Genomic DNA, 16,357 nt, shown 5'->3' on the forward strand with positions numbered 1-16,357 from the left:
CAGATCAATTTATACCATTGATTCCTATGACCTCGAAGCATATCATAACCGCTGTTGCCCTGCTCGCCGTGGCCGTTGCAGGAACATCCTGCGAAGATTTCCTGGAGTCGAAACCCGTTTCTCAGATCGGCGAAACCGACTTTTTCAAAACCGAAGCGGATTTTAACCAGGCGCTGGTGGGTGCCTACTCCGCTTTTGCTCAAGTGTATCAGGGTAATGGGTACTATTCCCTGCTGGTCGACCTGCGTTCGGATAACACCACCGAGCTGACTGCGGGCGGGGATGGTAACGATGCAAAACGGAACATTGACGAATTTCGGGAGACGACCGACAATGAGCACCTCACCGCATTCTGGCAGAATAGTTACACCCTGATTGCCCGAGCCAACAGCATCCTGGCCCGCATCGATGGGGCCGCCGTAGCCGATAATCTGAAAAAACAGTACACCGGCGAAGCCCTCACACTGCGGGCACTAGGCTATTTCAACCTCGTCAGGTTATTCGGCGGTGTTCCGCTCGTGACCGAACCGGTATCGGATATTGATGCCAGTTACAAAGTGGGCCGCTCTACGGTTCAGCAGGTGTACGCCCAGATTGAAGCCGATCTGGTGAAGGCCGAGGGATTCGTGCCTGTGTCCTACGACGAATCCGGAGTAGGAAGGGTCACGCGGGGTGTCGCCCAGAGCTTACTGGGACAGGTCTACCTGACGCAGAAAAAATACAACGAAGCTGCTAATGAGTTTAAAAAAGTAGTCACATCGGGTACCTACAGCCTGCTGCCGGTTTATGCTGACCTGTACAAAGCCGGTAAGCAGGGGAATTCCGAAGCGATCTGGCAGGCCCAATACAAAAGTGGCGCCAACTACCTCGGTTCGAACCTCCCCAATCACTTTGCACCAACCGGTTCGGAGGGAATCACCATACCATCCGGTGGGGCATACGGGTTCAACCAGCCGACCGACGATATCGCTGCCGCCTATTCACCGGGCGATCTACGGCGGAACAATATTGCTGACGGTTATACCCGTGGGGGGACTTTTGTGGCCGCCAAATACATCCGCGGTTACGTAGAACGCGAAACCGGGGGCGGTTATCTCGATTCGGGGGCCGATTGGTACGTTATCCGGTATGCCGATATCCTGCTGATGTACGCCGAGGCCCTCAATGAAGTCAATAAAGGTCCGGTTGCCGACGCGTACACGGCGATCAACCAGGTCCGGAAGCGGGCAGGGCTAAGTGACCTGAGCGGCTTGAATTACGAAACGTTCAAGGCGGCTGTTTACAACGAAGAACGGCTGGAGTCGCCCTTCGAAGGGCATCGCTGGTTTGATCTGCTGCGAACGGACCGGGCACTTACGGTCATGAATTCAAAAGTAACTGCTGGTGGCAACAAAACCGTAGGCATTTCGACGCCGATCAAGCCTTACCAGCTTCTGTACCCGATTCCGGCGCTGGTCATCACGACCAGTTCCCCGGCGATTGTGCAAAACGATGGGTATTAACAGTAGATAAAATAGCGGCTTGTTTTTTAAAAAATAACACGGGTGAAATCGTTTATACGATCAATTTTGCTAGCCAGCTTATGCCAGGTATGGATTTCTCCGGCAATTGGGCAGCAAAAAATCAGCAAGGAGAATATTGCCTTTATCAAGTATGTCGGTTTTCCCGACGCCCATTCGACCTGGGACGATATCGGGTATAGCAAACGATTCGGCAAGGTGGTGGTCGGCGTGACCAACCACGTTGACAAAGTTGTATTGTTCGACTACGATGTGACCACCGGAAAGATGACCAACAATGGATCGCTGGCGGATCGCGCCCATTTGCGGCCTTTTCAGTGGCAGGGCAAAATTCATTCGAAGATCATTGAAGGCAAGGATGGGTACATGTATTTCTCGACGGATGGCGGTGAGTCGCGGGAGGAGTATTTCATGGAGCATCCCGCTGGTTACGCAGGCGGCTTTTTTATGAAATGGCATCCGGCAACAAACGATTTCGTCAATCTGGGGATGGGCATGCAGTACGAGAGTGTGAAGGACATCGACATCGACCCGGTATCCGGTAAACTGTTCGGGGTTTCGTACCCGCAAGTGCATTTTCTGGTGTATGATCCGGCTAAAAACAGCATGAAGGATCTGGGGCGGCTGGGCAGCTCCCACGTGCCCCGGGTCCTGTTCACCGACTGGTGGGGCAACTGCTACTATGTCGACTGGCGCCAGCGGCTGGTGAAGTACCAGACGGCCCAGGATACACTGCTTTTTGCCCGGGAAAGCCTGCCCGCTTTTGAAGGCACACCGGGCGAAAAGATCGTCACCGGTATCACGGCCTACGCCAAAGATCAGAAAAACAACGTGATTTACCTCATCACCTACGGGGCCAAAATCGTTGCGTTTTATCCGCAGAAAGACGGTATTGGCCGAGTTGAGGACCTGGGCGGGGTGGCCGACAGCCGCCCTGATGTAAAGCCGTATGGCCCGTATGTCCCCAACCTCAACATTGGCGATAACGGCAAGCTGTATTACTTCATTGGCGGTCACGGTAATTTTCTGATCAAGGACCGGACGGTGATGATGGAGTTTGACCCCCGGACCAGAAAACACACGATTATCTACGAGTACCCCGTTGACCAGCTTAGTGAAGCCACGGGTTCCGACACGAAAGACAAGTTCGGGAACCTGTATTTCGCCGGACGACGCCAACTCGATTCCCATGACCGTTCCGAACCCTTCCTGATCAAATTTAACCCCGGTAAAAAAGTAAGTAAATGAAAATCAGGTTTATAAAAAATCTGCTGGTGCTTGGGCTTGTGGGGTTGGCTGGGCCTGTTTTTGCCCAGTATAGCTATTTCAAACCGCTGGAAGGATTCGGAATTGAGGCTTCCCTGTCAAATACCTCGCTCAAAAGGATGCCGATGTACCGCAATGCGATTACGTCGTTGACGGTCCAGAAAGATTATATCATTGGCGGTACTACGGCGACGGGCAACCGGGCCCCCTTTCTGTTCGTGGCATCCCTCTCCAAACGGGAAATGCTGACTCTGAAAGACCTCAACGATGAGGTGCCGGGGCAAACCAGTATCCGAACCGGTTTTTTCAGGGCGGAAGACAAGGCCCTGTATGCGGGTACAATCGCTACGGCTACCGGAAGCGGCCACCTGCTGCGGGTCGTGGTGGGGGCCGATGCGGGCATCCAGGTCACGGACCTGGGTACACCGGTTCCCGGTGAAGGGGTGTTTGCGCTGACCGGAGACGACCGCCGTAAAATGATTTACGGCATCAGCTACCCGTCGGGATTTTTTTTCAGCTACAACATCGTCTCGAAAAGTTTCAAGGTGTATAAAAACAGCGGGGTCACCCCGGCTGACCTCGCTATACTGGTGCATGAATACCATCAGAAACCCGAGGAGTTTTTGAGTGGGGCGATGATAACCGACGGGCAGGGATTGGTCTACACCAGTCAGCCCATCAACCGGCTCGTGGTGTTCAACCCCGCCGACGAAAGCTTCACCACTATCACCGAACTACCCGCCGTGTGGGGCCGCAGAACCCTGGGGCGCACCGAATCCTGGACCAAAACCGCCGATGGACTGCTGTACGGCGGTAATGCCGGTGATGGGCAGTTGTTCCAGCTAAATCCTTCGACCCGGAAAGTCAAAAACCTAGGTAAACCGGCGATGATGAACCGGCTGCGCGGCCTGTGCGTGGGCGCCGATGGCAAGCTCTACGGCTTGTCGGGGGCTTTGCCGGGCTACGTACACCTGTTTAGTTATAACCCATCGGATGAGGGCTTTACCGATTTGGGTAATCCCCAGTTCATTCTGAAGGCCCCCGGTATCGAGCAGGGGATTGAATGGCGCGGCTTCCAGTTGTCGACCATCACGGCCTCCGAAGATGGGAAATACATCGTCATGGGAGAAGACGAAGCGTTGAGCCAGTTGCTGATTTTTCCAGTTGATAACGGATCGCCGAAAGAGTAAGTAAAAAATCTCCCGGATTGCCTGTACGCATATGAAAAAGATAATTCTATTCCTAACCCTAACCCTTTGTTTTTCAGGATGGGCCAGCGGTGGTCCTTCCGACTGGTCTATCGCGGTCATCCCTTCGTCGGTCCGTCTGGATCCGGTGACGCACCGGGTCTACGATGCGCCGTACGGAGAGAGCCGGAAAGCCGATGAACTGCTATCGTCAAACTGGATTTACAATGGTAACACGGTTTCGTTAAAAGCCGCCCGGGGCGAGTATATCTCGTTCCAGCTCGTTCTGACCAATCGTTCCAAAGAGGCCCTCAAAGGGATTCACGTCTCCATGCAGCCGTTCCAATCGGGCGGCACATCCTTTGCAAATGCACCGGAGCTTTTCCTGGAGTGGTCGGTACAGGTCAAAACACCCACGACCGGTTATCCGCAGGCCACGTTAGGCAATGGCTGGTATCCGGACGCTCTGATTCCCTTCTCCGCAATTCAGCAGGGTACGGTACCGCCCAAAGGAATATGGACCTATCCCCTGCAACTGCCGGATTTTAATAACCGGATCGAAAACCAGCGGTCCCAGTTTTTCTGGGTGGATCAGTACATTCCTTTTGACCGAAAGCAGGCCCCTCCCGGACGCTATACCAGTACGATTTCGGTGGTTATTGACGGGGTTACCAAATCAATTCCGGTGCAGCTCGATGTCTGGGACTTTGCCATTCCGAACGAAAACCGGCTCAAGGCAAGCCTTCAACACGAAGAGTTTGTCAGTACCATGACGGAAAAAGAGGAGCTGGAAATTTACCAGTTGATGAAACGAAACCGGGTTAGCGTCATGGACCCTACGTACAAACCCGTACTGACCCAAAAAGCGGGCGGCAATACCATTAACTGGACGGCGTTTGACCGTCGGCTGAAAAAATACCTGACCGGGGCGGCTTTTACCAAACAGTATGGCTACGAGTATGGCCCGGGATACGGCACGCCGATTGAAACATTCCTGCTGCCCTTCGATGTATACGGCAAACACGAGACCCTTGGATGGCCTGATGTGGGCAAGCCGAATGTGGAACGGAATCCGGCGAATAAGGCGATGTATACCGACGTGATCCGCCAGGTCCGTGCGCACCTGAAACCATTGGTAAACCCGAAAACAACGGATTTAACGGTATACCTCGATGGACTGGACGAATCGTATTTCCCGGAAGCGTGGGACCGCATGAAATATTATGGCAACCTGTTTAAAAAAGAGTATCCGGAAGCGCAGTTCAGGGTGGATGGAAGCTATAATGATACCGCCATGAAGGTGATTGATCAGTCCATTAGCGCCTGGGCCGTGCATACCATTGATTTTGATGAACAACGGATGGCGGACTATACGAAGAAGGGGGTTAACCAATGGCTGTATGGCCCCATGATTTATGAAAGCAAGGTAAACAGTTGGGTGGGAAGTTCCACGTTTACCGATTTACCCCTGGTGAATGACCGGGCAATCAGTTGGAGTGTCTGGAAATACAAGGCCCATTCGTGGATTAGCTGGGGAATTGGTGCCGGCTGGAAAGCGGCCTGGTATGATACCGAAACCTGGAAAAGCGCCAACGACGGCGGGCATGACAATGGAAATGCCGAGGGATATGACCACAAGAAAATGAACGGAAACGCCTTACTGATTTATAGCCCCGGTATTATCCCAAACGTCAATGTAGCCGCTCCGTCCATCCGGCTCAAAACCATGCGCAATGGGGTACAGGAATATGAATACATGAGGCTGCTGGCGGGTCTGGACAAAAATGAACGGCGGGTAACGCCCCTGGTGAATGACGTGATCGGTCGGCCTTTCGGGGATCAATCCGTCGGTAAGCTGGATGTTTGGAGCTACGACCCGGAACTATGGGACCGTAAAAGGCTGGAACTGGGCGAGTTGATTAATCAATCCTCTAAAAATAAGTAAGACTGAGATCGTCCACCGCACGGTTACCGGAAAAACCGGACGGGCTGGTACAAGGTGGGGAATGCTCAGTTACCGATAATCAAATTTTATTCCGGGTAAAGGCAGAATAGAGGAATATGGCTGGTGAACAAAACGTAAGACGACCGCTCGAAATAAAGGATTTGCAACATATTGTGGTGCCGTCAGCAGCCTCCCTGTCAGCCGATAGCCGGTATGTGGTCTATGTGACCACGACGGTGCTGCTGGATGAAAATACCTATCAGAATACCATATCAGTGGTGGATGCCGTCACCAACACGGAACAGGAAGCCTGGGATGGGGCTTCACCAAAATGGTCGCCAGTCAGCAACGAAATCGCCTACCTCAGTGAGCAGAATGGGGTTGAATGGATTTGGATTTATTCCCTCGAGACGAAGGAACACCGTCCGGTGGCTCCGGTTTATGAGTCGCATTATTTCCTCGGACACCTGGCCCTCAAGGATTTTGAATGGTCGCCCGACGGTTCGATGATCGCTTACATCAGTGCCTCGTCTGCCATCCCCGATTCAGGTGACAAACACGTAAAAATCGCTGACCGTATCTTATACAAGACCAAGGGAGGTCGTGGGCGGCCGGATATAACGGACAATGCGTTCTCCCATCTCTGGATCGTGGATGTCCGGGGAGGTAAGCCGATACCGCTGACCAGTGGGCCTTACAACGATCACTCCTTGAGTTGGAGTCCGGACAGCCAGCGGATTGCCTTCGTTAGTAACCGGTCGGCCGATGCCGACAACAACCAACGGAATGACCTGTGGAGTGTGCAGTTAAGTAACCAGCAGATTACCCGGCGTACCGAAAATTTTGGAACGGTCTACCAGCCAGTCTGGTCGCCCGATGGGCAACAGATTGCCTTTCTGGGTACCACGTCAAGGGTGTCGACCAACGACAGTCCCGCCGAAGACACTCACCTGTATGTTTTGTCAACTGCCACCAATGGGCCGGTATGTCTCACCCGGGCCTTCGACCGGCGGATTGAACAGATCAGTTGGGACCCGCTGGAGGCACGGCTTTACTTCACCGCGGGTAACGAAGGGACCACGGCATTATACCGGGTGACAGCGGATGGGAGCAACCTTGAGAAGCTGCTGGGTGAGGAGTGTCAGGTGCTTGAATACCGGGTAGACGCTAGTGGAAAATGGATCGTGTATGTCCGGACGGATGCCGTTCATCCACCGGAGGTATTTATGTACGATCAGCAGGCCGGACACTCCCGCCAACTGACCCATCTCAATGAGAAAGCCCTCGCGGAGATCCGTCTGCAACCCGCTACAAGCTTTTGGTTTTCCAGTTTCGACGGTACAAAGGTTCAGGGCTGGCTCATCAAACCGTATGGTTTTACGGAAGGGGGCCGCTACCCGCTTGTGCTTGTGATTCACGGGGGGCCACACAATATGTTTGGGTACGGATTCGAGGAACGGCAGCAGGTGCTTTCGGGGCAGGGTTTCGCCGTGTTGTGCATCAACCCCCGGGGAAGCAGCGGGTATGGGCAGCAATTTTCGTCCGGCTGTGTGAAGGACTGGGGCGGGGGCGATTACCGGGACCTGATAGCGGGTGTAGACGCAGCGATTAGCCAGAATAACTGGATTGATGCGGACAGACTGGCGGTCACCGGGCAGAGCTATGGGGGGTACATGACCAACTGGATTATTACGCAGACAAACCGTTTCCGGGCAGCTGTTTCCGATGGCGGTATCAGCAACCTGATCAGCTTTGCCGGAACGTCCCTCTACCATAGCCTGATGGAGTCTGAGTTTGGGGCGCCTATTTACGACAATTTTGACGTGTTGTGGAAATGCTCTCCGCTGAAGTATGTAAAAAAAGTCAAAACGCCTACGCTCTTTCTGCATGGTGAAAAAGACAATGAGGTACCGGTTTCGCAAGCCGAGGAACTGTTTGTCGCGCTCCGGAAACAGGGTATCGACAGTAGGCTCGTACAGTATATCGGTGAAGGCCACGGCTGGCGTCCTGACCTGCTGCCTCAGAACCGGTACGATGTGCTGACCCGTATGGTTGACTGGTTGAAAAACTATTGCCCGTCAGAAACGAACCGAAAACCGCAGCCTTAAAACGCACGATGAAAAAGTCAAAAACCTGGATCAGTTTTGTCATTATACACGTCATCTTCATGGGCGTATGGGGAGCGCTGATTGAATTGCCCGAAAAAAATGGGTTTCCGCCAACGCTGGGATATGTGGTCTGGGCCGTCATGATGATTCCTGCAGCCGTTGTGGCCCTGGCCCTGAATACCTGGAAGCTGGAGCGGGATACCCGTTCGATCCTGTTTGGTTGTCTGGCCGGATTGCTCGGGGCCGTCGGTCAGCTCGTCCTATTTTTCACCCTCCGGATCGCGCCCGCTTATATCGTTTTTCCGATTCTGTCGCTTACGCCGGTGGTGACCATCCTGATGGCCGTTCTGTTTCTGAAAGAATCGACGGGGTTGATGGGCTGGACCGGCGTGGGCATCGCCGTTGTCGCCATTTTTCTGCTGTCCTATATCCCTCCGGGGAATTCGGCCCTGAGTGGGTATGGCTGGATTCTGTTAACCCTGGTGCCGTTGCTGGCCTGGGGGGCGCAGGGATTCGTCATGCGATTTGCCAATAACCACATGAAGGCCGAAAGCATCTTTTTTTACATGACGCTCAGTTCGCTTGCCCTCATCCCTTTCGCACTCTGGATGACGGATTTTTCTCAACCGATCAACTATGGCCTGAAAGGACCGTACCTGTCGGCGGCCGTGCAGGTACTGAATGCCTTCGGAGCCCTTTGTCTGGTATACGCCTTCCGGTATGGCAGCGCAATCTTCGTTGCCCCAATGACGACTGCCCTCTCACCCGTTCTGACGGTGATCCTTTCGTTGTGGATTTATTCGTCTTTTCCTAATCCGGTCACTCTAATCGGGATCATACTGGCCATTGTGTCGGCCGTCATAATGGGGAATGCCGAAATGAAAATGGAGAAGAAAGGCAGTGACGAAAGGCCGGCCACAACAAAACATTCAATGAAGTAAAATAGAATTTGTGTATGCGATATTTACAATTAGACGAGAGGGAGTTAGAGCGAAAAGGAGGTCTGTTCACGGCGATTGAAATAGAGGGCCAGCCGGTTCTCTGGCAGAAAATTTTTGAACTGATCCGCAACAGGAGGGAAGACATTGGAGCGTTTCTCAATCCGTTATTGAATGTGCCGGACCTGCGTATCATCCTGGCCGGTGCCGGTTCATCGGCCTTTATCGGAGAAGCTGCACAGGGGCTTGTGCAGGAAAGTACCGGAAAACTCACGCACGCTATTGCGACCACCGATCTCATCACCCACCCGAAACTCCATTTCCGGCGGGGCATTCCGACGCTAATGATTTCCTTTTCACGGTCGGGCAATAGCCCGGAAAGTCTGGCGGCCGTAGAAATAGCCGATGAGTACTGCGACCAGATCCATCACCTGATCATCACCTGCAACAAGGACAGCGACCTGACGCACCGGAAACGGCCGAATGCGTTTTATCTGGTTTTGCCCGAACAGGCCAATGACCAGTCACTAGCGATGACGGGCAGTTTTACGGGGATGTTGCTGGCGGTTTTACTCGTCGTGAAACTCCGATCCCTGGATACCCTACAGGATTCCCTGGAAACGTTGGTGGACCAAACCCGGTACCTGCTGGTCGAACTCTTGCCCAGGATCATTTCATTAGCCAGCCAGCCCTACCGTCGTATCATCTTTCTGGGCTCGGGTCCGCTGCTCGGTATCGCCCGGGAATGTCACCTGAAAGTGCAGGAACTCTCAGATGGACAGGTGATCTGCAAACACGATTCGTTCCTGGGTTTCCGGCACGGCCCCCGGGCGGTGGTGAACCGCGAATCGCTGATTGTTTATCTGTTTTCTGCCGACCCCGTGGTGGGCTTATACGAGCGCGACCTGAGTCTATCCATCGACCAGGATGGGCAGCGCGTACCCACGGCAACCTGGAATATGCCACAGGTGCAGAAGCTGGACAATTCCGTACTGGACATCACCCTGTCCCATTACCACGACGGACCCAATGAACTGTCCTTTATCGGCGCTGCCGTAGTGGGTCAGCTGATCGGTTTTTACCAATCGCTGTATCTGGGCCTGATGCCGGATAATCCGTCGGTATCCGGGGCTATCAACCGCGTGGTTCAGGGGGTGACCATTTATCCGGAAATTCTCCAAGGATAGAACAGTTTTGGGTGAAAGTATACGCCCGGTCCATAGCGTTTCAAATTTTAAAAAACCGTCTTAAACCGCTGATATGGAACAAACAGACCTGTTGGTTGTGGGTGAGCTGAACGTCGACATACTGCTTGATCAGGTGAAGGGTTTTCCGGTGGTCGGCCAGGAAATTCTGGCGGACAAAATGCTGCTTACCCTGGGCAGTTCGTCGGCCATTTTCGCTTCCAATATTTCGGCGCTCGGCAGCAGCGCGTCGTTCTGCGGAGCACTTGGTAATGACCTGTTCGGGAAATTTATCCTCAGGGAGCTGCAATCCAAGAGGGTGGATACCCGATTTATTCTGGAATCGAACGAGCACCAGACCGGAATAACGATGATCCTTAATTACGACCAGGATCGCGCAAATGTCACGTATGGTGGCGCCATGAACCATTTCTCTATCAACGACATACCTCTTCATGCGCTGCACCAGTTCCGGCACCTTCATGTATCGTCTTATTTTTTACAGAGCGCGCTGCGGGCCGATATCACCAATCTGTTCGCGGCCGCCAAGACCGTTGGCCTTTCCACTTCGCTTGACCTGCAATGGGACCCGGCCAATCAATGGGAGTTCCCTTCCGAAGAGTGCCTGCCCTACGTCGATTTTTTCCTGCCGAACGAAAAAGAACTTTTATGCCTGACCGGCCAGAGCGACGTGGAGGACGCCATCGACCGGCTTTCCGGTTTTGCTAACATCATTGTCGTCAAAAAAGGCATTAATGGTGCAACGGCCTATTCGGACAATGGGGTGCTGCATTCCGACGCGTACATCAACAGCCATTTCGTAGACGCCATTGGTGCCGGGGATAGCTTCAATGCCGGATTTATCAATGGTTTTCTCAACGGTCATGAACTGTCGGAATGCCTTCGGCTGGGGAATTTGGCGGGCGCGATCAATACCACAGCGGCCGGGGGCACAACCGCTTTTGCCAATATCACGTCCGTGAAACAGACTGCGAAACAAATTTTTAATCTTGATTTCTCCTCATTGTGACCTTAAAAGAAAAAATGCGGCAACTGACCTCGGAGAGAAAGGGTTTGCTCGCGACTAATTTTTACAATCTGGAAACCTTGCACGGTGTGCTGGCCGCTGCGAAGGAAACCAATCAGCCTGTCGTTCTCCAACTGACCAGTAGCTCTATCGATTACATGGGACTCCACACGGCCGTGGAGCTGGCTCGTACCGGACTGAAAGAGTTCGGGGTGGAGGGCTGGATTCATCTGGATCATGGGTCATCCGTTGAACTGGCGCAATCCTGCCTGGATGTCGGGTTCGACTCGGTGATGATCGATGGCAGTGAACTCGCCTTTGAGGAGAACATCAGGATTACCCGGGAAGTTGTCAAACGGGCGCAGGCCTATAACGCCAATGTAGAAGCGGAACTGGGTTATGTGGCCAAACTGGGTCAATCACACGAGGCACAGGTCTTTACGCAGGCGGAGGAAGCCAAAGTTTTTGTGGAGGAAACCGGTGTCGATGCACTGGCGGTGGCGATTGGAACCGCACATGGTTTTTACAAAAAGGAGCCCCAGCTTCAGTTTAACTTGTTGAAAGACATCCACGCTACGGTTGATACCATCCTGGTGCTGCATGGGGGCTCCGGGGTTCCCGAAGAACAACTCCGGAAAGCGATCACCCTCGGGATCTGCAAGGTCAATCTGGCCACCGAGATCAAGAATATCTTCATTAAAACCCTGCAAGCCACGCTGAACGGCGAAGAAATTGACCTCCGTAAAATTTTCCCGGTGGCGACCCACAGCGTCACCCAACTGGTTAAAGAGAAATTGTTAGTAGTCCAGAATAACTGATAAACCGTTAGAATCGGGATGAGCGATTTTACCATTACCCTGTTTGCTGAAAACCAGATCGGTATGCTTAACCGGATTAGTGTCATCATCTCCCGGCGCAGGATTAATATTGAATCCCTCCAGGTGGCGGCTTCCGGTCTTCCGGGCATTCACCGTTTTACGATTGTGGTGAACGACAACGAAGAAGCGGTTCGTAAACTTTCTTCACAGCTTGAAAAGCAAATAGACATTTTCAAAAGCTTTCTAAATCCCGCATCGGCAAATCGTTGGCTGGAGCACAATCTTGGCATCCTGAACAGTCAGACAAGCCCTATGCCCTGGCAGGGGCCTTATGACGTAGAAGAATGTGAAATGGAAGGAGAACGATAGCGTAGCCAGTTCCCGGGAGCAGGATGGGTATTACGAAGAAGTTGGCTTTCATTTAGTTTCGGTGACGAAGGATTCTTCACCACCGTTGGGCATGGATTTATCAACGTGCCCGGACAAGGCAATCAGGAGCTTTTTAGGGCCTCGTAGCTCTTGTTGATGATTTCTTTTATGATTTCGTCAAGATCCTGAGCCGACGTAAGCAGATAGGATAGGGCGGTTTGCCGGGTATGTTCATCATTTTCCGGATCAGTTAGCAACGGTATCAATCCTAATATTCGTGCCAGGGGAGCCCGGACCAGGTGGGCCTGGGTCCAGGCAATTTCCCTTAACTGTACGTTATGCGCTTCAACGGCTTTCGTATAAGCCACCTTTTCGGTGATATCCTGTAGGGCGCCAATCATTCGCACAGGCTGCCCCGTTGGGTCATCGAATATCAAAAAGCCCCGGTCAAATACGTGCTTATAGCTACCGTCTGCGCACCGGAAGCGGTATTCACTGGTCCACCGGGGGATCTTGTTTTGGATGCTATCATCGACCGTTTCGGCCACCCGGTTCACATCCTCCGGATGAACATGATCATGCCACCACTGGTAATCGTTCTCCACATCCTCATAGCCAAATACCGCTGTTATACCCTGGTTCCATAACACTTTCTTGGATACCATGTCCATATCCCAGATGGCATCGCTGGTGGCCTTCGAGACAACGTTGTACCGGTCCAGATGCTCTTTGATCTTTAATTCATTTTCGACTCGTTCGGTGACGATGCGGGAATTGCACACGATGCCGCCAATGACCTCATCATCCCGCATGTCGGTGATTACCGTCTCGACCCAATAGGTTTTTCCCTGTTTATCAACATAGCGGAAGGGAGTAACATTGTGCTGTTTTTTGCTATTCAACAACTGGAATTGCTCGATAAGAGATGGCCTGTCCGCTTCATGAATGACGTTGAAGGAGTTATACCCGATAAAAGCCTCCGGGGCAATTCCTAACAGACGCTCGATATTCGGGCTTACGTATTTACAGTAACCGTCCATATCAATAATCGCAATCAGATCCGAGCCCTCCTGAATGAGCGTCTTAAAGCGTCGTTCCCTGTTGATGAGAGCCTGTTCGGCCTTTATTTTTTCGGTAATATCAATAGCAACAACCATCCGGGCTTTAATGGCTCCGTAGCTGATGGAATTACCCCTGATGCTGACCTGAATGATTTCTCCCGACTTCTTGACATGGCGCATTTCGGAGGTGTGAAAAAGGCCGGGCTTAACCTCATTCCTGATGGTATTTACTAACATTTCGGCATCTTCCCTAGGGCGGATATGGCGGATGGACATTGATAAAAATTCCTCCTTCGTGTAGCCGTAATGGGCGATGGCGGATTGATTGACGTCGAGAAACATCAAAGAATCAAGGTCATACACCCACATGGGCAGGGGGTTCATGTGGAACAGGTCACTGTAGGTGTCTTTCAGTGATTCCAGTTCAGCCTCGGCTTTTTTTCGTTCTGAAATATCGCGTAACACGCCAATCATTCGCGTAGCACGACCTTGCTGGTCCCGCAGAATATACCCGTTTTCTTCTACAAACACATCAATACCATCCGGCCTTCTTAACCGGTAATGGGCTTTCCAGTTATTCTCCGCTGGATTTTCCAGTGTTTTGTTCAAACTCTTTTGTAAGGCCGAAATGTCCTCCGGATGTACCATTGTCGCCCAGTTTTCAAGCGGGAACCGGTCGTCGGGGGTGTAGCCGAACCAGCGCAAGAAAGCCTCTCCCCAATGGATATGATTCAGCGCGATATCCCAATCGTATAAGGCATCATCGGTGGCTTTATTGACATAATAATACCGCTCGTTACTTACCTTAAGTTCGTGTTCAATCTGTTTGCGTTCGTTGAGCTCCTGCGCAATTTTAAGGGTGTTTTCTTTCAGTCTCTTTTCGGCTTCAAATAAGGTGGTTACGTCGGTGGAGCTTTGGACAATGTAGTGGATCGTACCGGCTTCATCCAGTAACGGATACGTTTCGACATTCCAGTAACGCACCTCTTCATGGCTTTCGGAAGAGGGCAGGTCATACCGGTGATACCTGATTAAATGAGGGGTTTTATGACTTAAAACATGATCGAACGCCCGGAGAATAGTCAGCGTCCTGCTGCCATCATCATCCCGGTTGACGGGGAAGGCGTCAAAGAAATGCCGCCCCACCAAAGTGGCACAACTCCTATCGATGACTGATAAAAAAGCACGATTTACCGCTGCGATCGTGTAGCCCGGTTTATTTGGCTTCAGGATCACGCAGGGAGTGGGTATCGAGTTATACAGTACTACAATCTCATTCAGGCTCAGCATAATTTAAACAGCCTTATCAGGTGTTCGTAAGACGTCGGACAGGTAGCCTCGGTGCAAACCCTTCTACGACGATTACATTCCGCCTTGCTGGTTGGAATCTTCAACCAACAAGGCCATTGCTCTGATTCTTCTACTTGACAACGGCTCAGTTTTTTTGAGGGGACATCCTAGGGATTCAGCAGCTCGGTTATTTGCTGTTTAGACAGCGGTTTGGTCAGATAGCCCTTCACCTGAACATAGGTCCGGGATTTTAATAGGTCGGCCTGATCAATGGATGAACTAACCATATAAATAATGGGCTGATAATGAGCAGAATTTAGTGCTATCAGGTGATCTAAAAACTGCCAGCCATCCAGGATGGGCATATTAATATCGAGCAGGATTAATTCCGGTAGCGTCTGTAATAGAGACAGATTTGTCTGTATAAACTCCAACGCATCCTGGCCGTTCTTAAAGCTTAAAAGTTCGTAACCGGGGGCTATTTTTTCAATCAGTTTACAGGTCAAAAATTGAAAAATCTGATCATCGTCAATAACAGCAATCTTCATAACACACTTGATTTACCCATTTTGAACCCTTTACCCCGGCATTCTCAAAACCGAATAGACAAATTACTGTTTTTTGTCAATCAAATCATTCTTCTTCAAAGAAGTTGCGAAGCAAGGCCCGGCAACTTGCTGGCAAACTACCCTGTAGGGTGCTTTGAAAATAAAGCTCTTTGAATAGGTTTCATTAACAGTAAACGGTGAGGGCTAAACCTTTGTAACAAACAACCCAATATGTTATGAAGCGAATCACCCTCTTTGGTATTATCCTGCTTTGCCAGCCTGCATGGTATATCAAAGCCCGGGCCAGAAAACCAGCAAGTCTTTTTACCATAACTGGTACTTCGGCTCAATCCGGGACCTGATAACCTCAGAACCAGTGAAGGGGATTTTGTTACGCTTAAGGAAAGCAGGATATTATTAATCTAAATAATCTACACCATATATAATGTTGGGTCAACCGATGACCATTATAGTAATAGCCCATTATATGAATACTTATAGAAATAGCACTGTGTGGGTTCATGTTGATTTTCTGCGACTTATCAATTTTAAACCCATCCTGTAGAGAATGTTCTGCTGCTAAGAAAATATAGCACCTTCTAATGAATAGAATGAAGAATTCAGTAGTGATTGTTAAATGGTGTTAATTAATGCGTTGATATATAGACGGTTATTGTTTGTGCGGCATCTAAATGTAAGATTTCTAAAAAATCTTTAACAATCAGGAACCGTTACGTACCTGTAGTATGTTATCTTCTTGGCCCGTTGCTAAAAGTACTCTTTAAGACCTTCTTGGCGGCTTTGAGCAACGGATCAAAAACAATAAAGAATACAAAAAATAATTTAGAGTACTACTTGACAAAGTCTACCAAATCTATTACCTTTGTATTCTTGTTTAGATATAGAGCTCAAGCAAACGCGCTTTTAGCTCCGTTTTCCCTTCTGGGAAGACACGTTCTTTGACCGATTGACACAACAGCACAAAGACTAGAGTACAGGTATCTGCATAACAGTGCATGTTATAGTAGTTATTTACAATGGAGAGTTTGATCCTGGCTCAGGATGAACGCTAGCGGCAGGCCTAATACATGCAAGT

At 51.0% G+C, this 16,357-nt stretch carries 12 protein-coding genes and 1 rRNA gene; 11 read left to right on the forward strand and 2 right to left on the reverse strand.

Annotated elements, in window-relative coordinates:
- Nucleotides 1-26 precede the first annotated feature (26 nt).
- The 10 genes from LX87_RS27295 (at nt 27) to LX87_RS27340 (ending at nt 12,362) form a co-directional block, all read left to right on the forward strand.
- A complete protein-coding gene (locus LX87_RS27295) occupies nt 27-1,502 on the forward strand; it encodes a RagB/SusD family nutrient uptake outer membrane protein (RefSeq protein ID WP_111631489.1) in 1,476 nt (491 codons plus the stop codon).
- A gap of 66 nt (nt 1,503-1,568) precedes the next feature.
- Nucleotides 1,569-2,768, forward strand: coding sequence for a hypothetical protein (locus LX87_RS27300; RefSeq protein WP_211325385.1), 1,200 nt, complete (start codon nt 1,569-1,571; stop codon nt 2,766-2,768).
- Nucleotides 2,765-3,976, forward strand: a complete 1,212-nt coding sequence (locus tag LX87_RS27305) for an NHL repeat-containing protein (RefSeq protein WP_111631490.1) — start codon at nt 2,765-2,767, stop codon at nt 3,974-3,976. The genes LX87_RS27300 and LX87_RS27305 overlap by 4 nt, the downstream gene beginning before the upstream one ends.
- Before the next feature lie 31 nt (nt 3,977-4,007).
- A complete protein-coding gene (locus LX87_RS27310; RefSeq protein WP_111631491.1) occupies nt 4,008-5,918 on the forward strand; it encodes a glycoside hydrolase domain-containing protein in 1,911 nt (636 codons plus the stop codon).
- A 116-nt stretch (nt 5,919-6,034) separates the two neighbouring features.
- Entirely contained in the window at nt 6,035-8,026 is a 1,992-nt protein-coding gene (locus LX87_RS27315) for a S9 family peptidase (RefSeq protein WP_111631492.1), read from the forward strand.
- Between the two features lie 8 nt (nt 8,027-8,034).
- Nucleotides 8,035-8,967 (forward strand): DMT family transporter, encoded by a 933-nt coding sequence (locus LX87_RS27320; RefSeq protein ID WP_111631493.1) that lies wholly within the window; start codon nt 8,035-8,037, stop codon nt 8,965-8,967.
- 14 nt (nt 8,968-8,981) lie between these two features.
- Complete coding sequence (locus LX87_RS27325) at nt 8,982-10,151, forward strand: SIS domain-containing protein (RefSeq protein ID WP_111631494.1); 1,170 nt, start codon at nt 8,982-8,984, stop codon at nt 10,149-10,151.
- Between the two features lie 73 nt (nt 10,152-10,224).
- A complete protein-coding gene (locus LX87_RS27330) occupies nt 10,225-11,178 on the forward strand; it encodes a carbohydrate kinase family protein (RefSeq protein ID WP_111631495.1) in 954 nt (317 codons plus the stop codon).
- Nucleotides 11,175-11,993, forward strand: coding sequence for a class II fructose-bisphosphate aldolase (locus LX87_RS27335; protein ID WP_111631496.1), 819 nt, complete (start codon nt 11,175-11,177; stop codon nt 11,991-11,993). Before LX87_RS27330 ends, LX87_RS27335 begins: the two co-directional genes overlap by 4 nt.
- 18 nt (nt 11,994-12,011) lie before the next feature.
- The gene (locus LX87_RS27340) at nt 12,012-12,362 is read left to right on the forward strand and encodes an acetolactate synthase small subunit (RefSeq protein ID WP_111631497.1); all 351 of its coding nucleotides are present in this window, start codon (nt 12,012-12,014) and stop codon (nt 12,360-12,362) included.
- Nucleotides 12,363-12,484: 122 nt separating this feature from the next.
- Here the strand turns inward: LX87_RS27340 and LX87_RS27345 are convergent, their stop codons facing one another.
- A complete protein-coding gene (locus LX87_RS27345) occupies nt 12,485-14,713 on the reverse strand; it encodes a PAS domain-containing protein (protein ID WP_111631498.1) in 2,229 nt (742 codons plus the stop codon).
- Nucleotides 14,714-14,880: 167 nt separating this feature from the next.
- Nucleotides 14,881-15,261, reverse strand: coding sequence for a response regulator (locus tag LX87_RS27350; RefSeq protein ID WP_111631499.1), 381 nt, complete (start codon nt 15,259-15,261; stop codon nt 14,881-14,883).
- Between the two features lie 1,034 nt (nt 15,262-16,295).
- Here LX87_RS27350 and LX87_RS27355 point away from each other — a divergent pair.
- A 16S ribosomal RNA gene (locus LX87_RS27355) occupies nt 16,296-16,357 on the forward strand; the annotation flags it as partial.

It is taken from the genome of Larkinella arboricola (assembly GCF_003259745.1).
In the GTDB taxonomy this organism is placed as follows: Bacteria; Bacteroidota; Bacteroidia; order Cytophagales; family Spirosomataceae; genus Larkinella; species Larkinella arboricola.

Bases quoted from the DNA above. Each gene is read 5' to 3' on its own strand.
- LX87_RS27330 (WP_111631495.1), top strand. From the start codon at position 10,225: ATGGAACAAACAGACCTGTTGGTTGTGGGTGAGCTGAACGTCGACATA.
- LX87_RS27295 (WP_111631489.1), top strand. From the start codon at position 27: ATGACCTCGAAGCATATCATAACCGCTGTTGCCCTGCTCGCCGTGGCC.
- LX87_RS27350 (WP_111631499.1), bottom strand. From the start codon at position 15,261: ATGAAGATTGCTGTTATTGACGATGATCAGATTTTTCAATTTTTGACC.
- LX87_RS27315 (WP_111631492.1), top strand. From the start codon at position 6,035: ATGGCTGGTGAACAAAACGTAAGACGACCGCTCGAAATAAAGGATTTG.
- LX87_RS27340 (WP_111631497.1), top strand. From the start codon at position 12,012: ATGAGCGATTTTACCATTACCCTGTTTGCTGAAAACCAGATCGGTATG.
- LX87_RS27310 (WP_111631491.1), top strand. From the start codon at position 4,008: ATGAAAAAGATAATTCTATTCCTAACCCTAACCCTTTGTTTTTCAGGA.
- LX87_RS27325 (WP_111631494.1), top strand. From the start codon at position 8,982: ATGCGATATTTACAATTAGACGAGAGGGAGTTAGAGCGAAAAGGAGGT.
- LX87_RS27345 (WP_111631498.1), bottom strand. From the start codon at position 14,713: ATGCTGAGCCTGAATGAGATTGTAGTACTGTATAACTCGATACCCACT.
- LX87_RS27320 (WP_111631493.1), top strand. From the start codon at position 8,035: ATGAAAAAGTCAAAAACCTGGATCAGTTTTGTCATTATACACGTCATC.
- LX87_RS27305 (WP_111631490.1), top strand. From the start codon at position 2,765: ATGAAAATCAGGTTTATAAAAAATCTGCTGGTGCTTGGGCTTGTGGGG.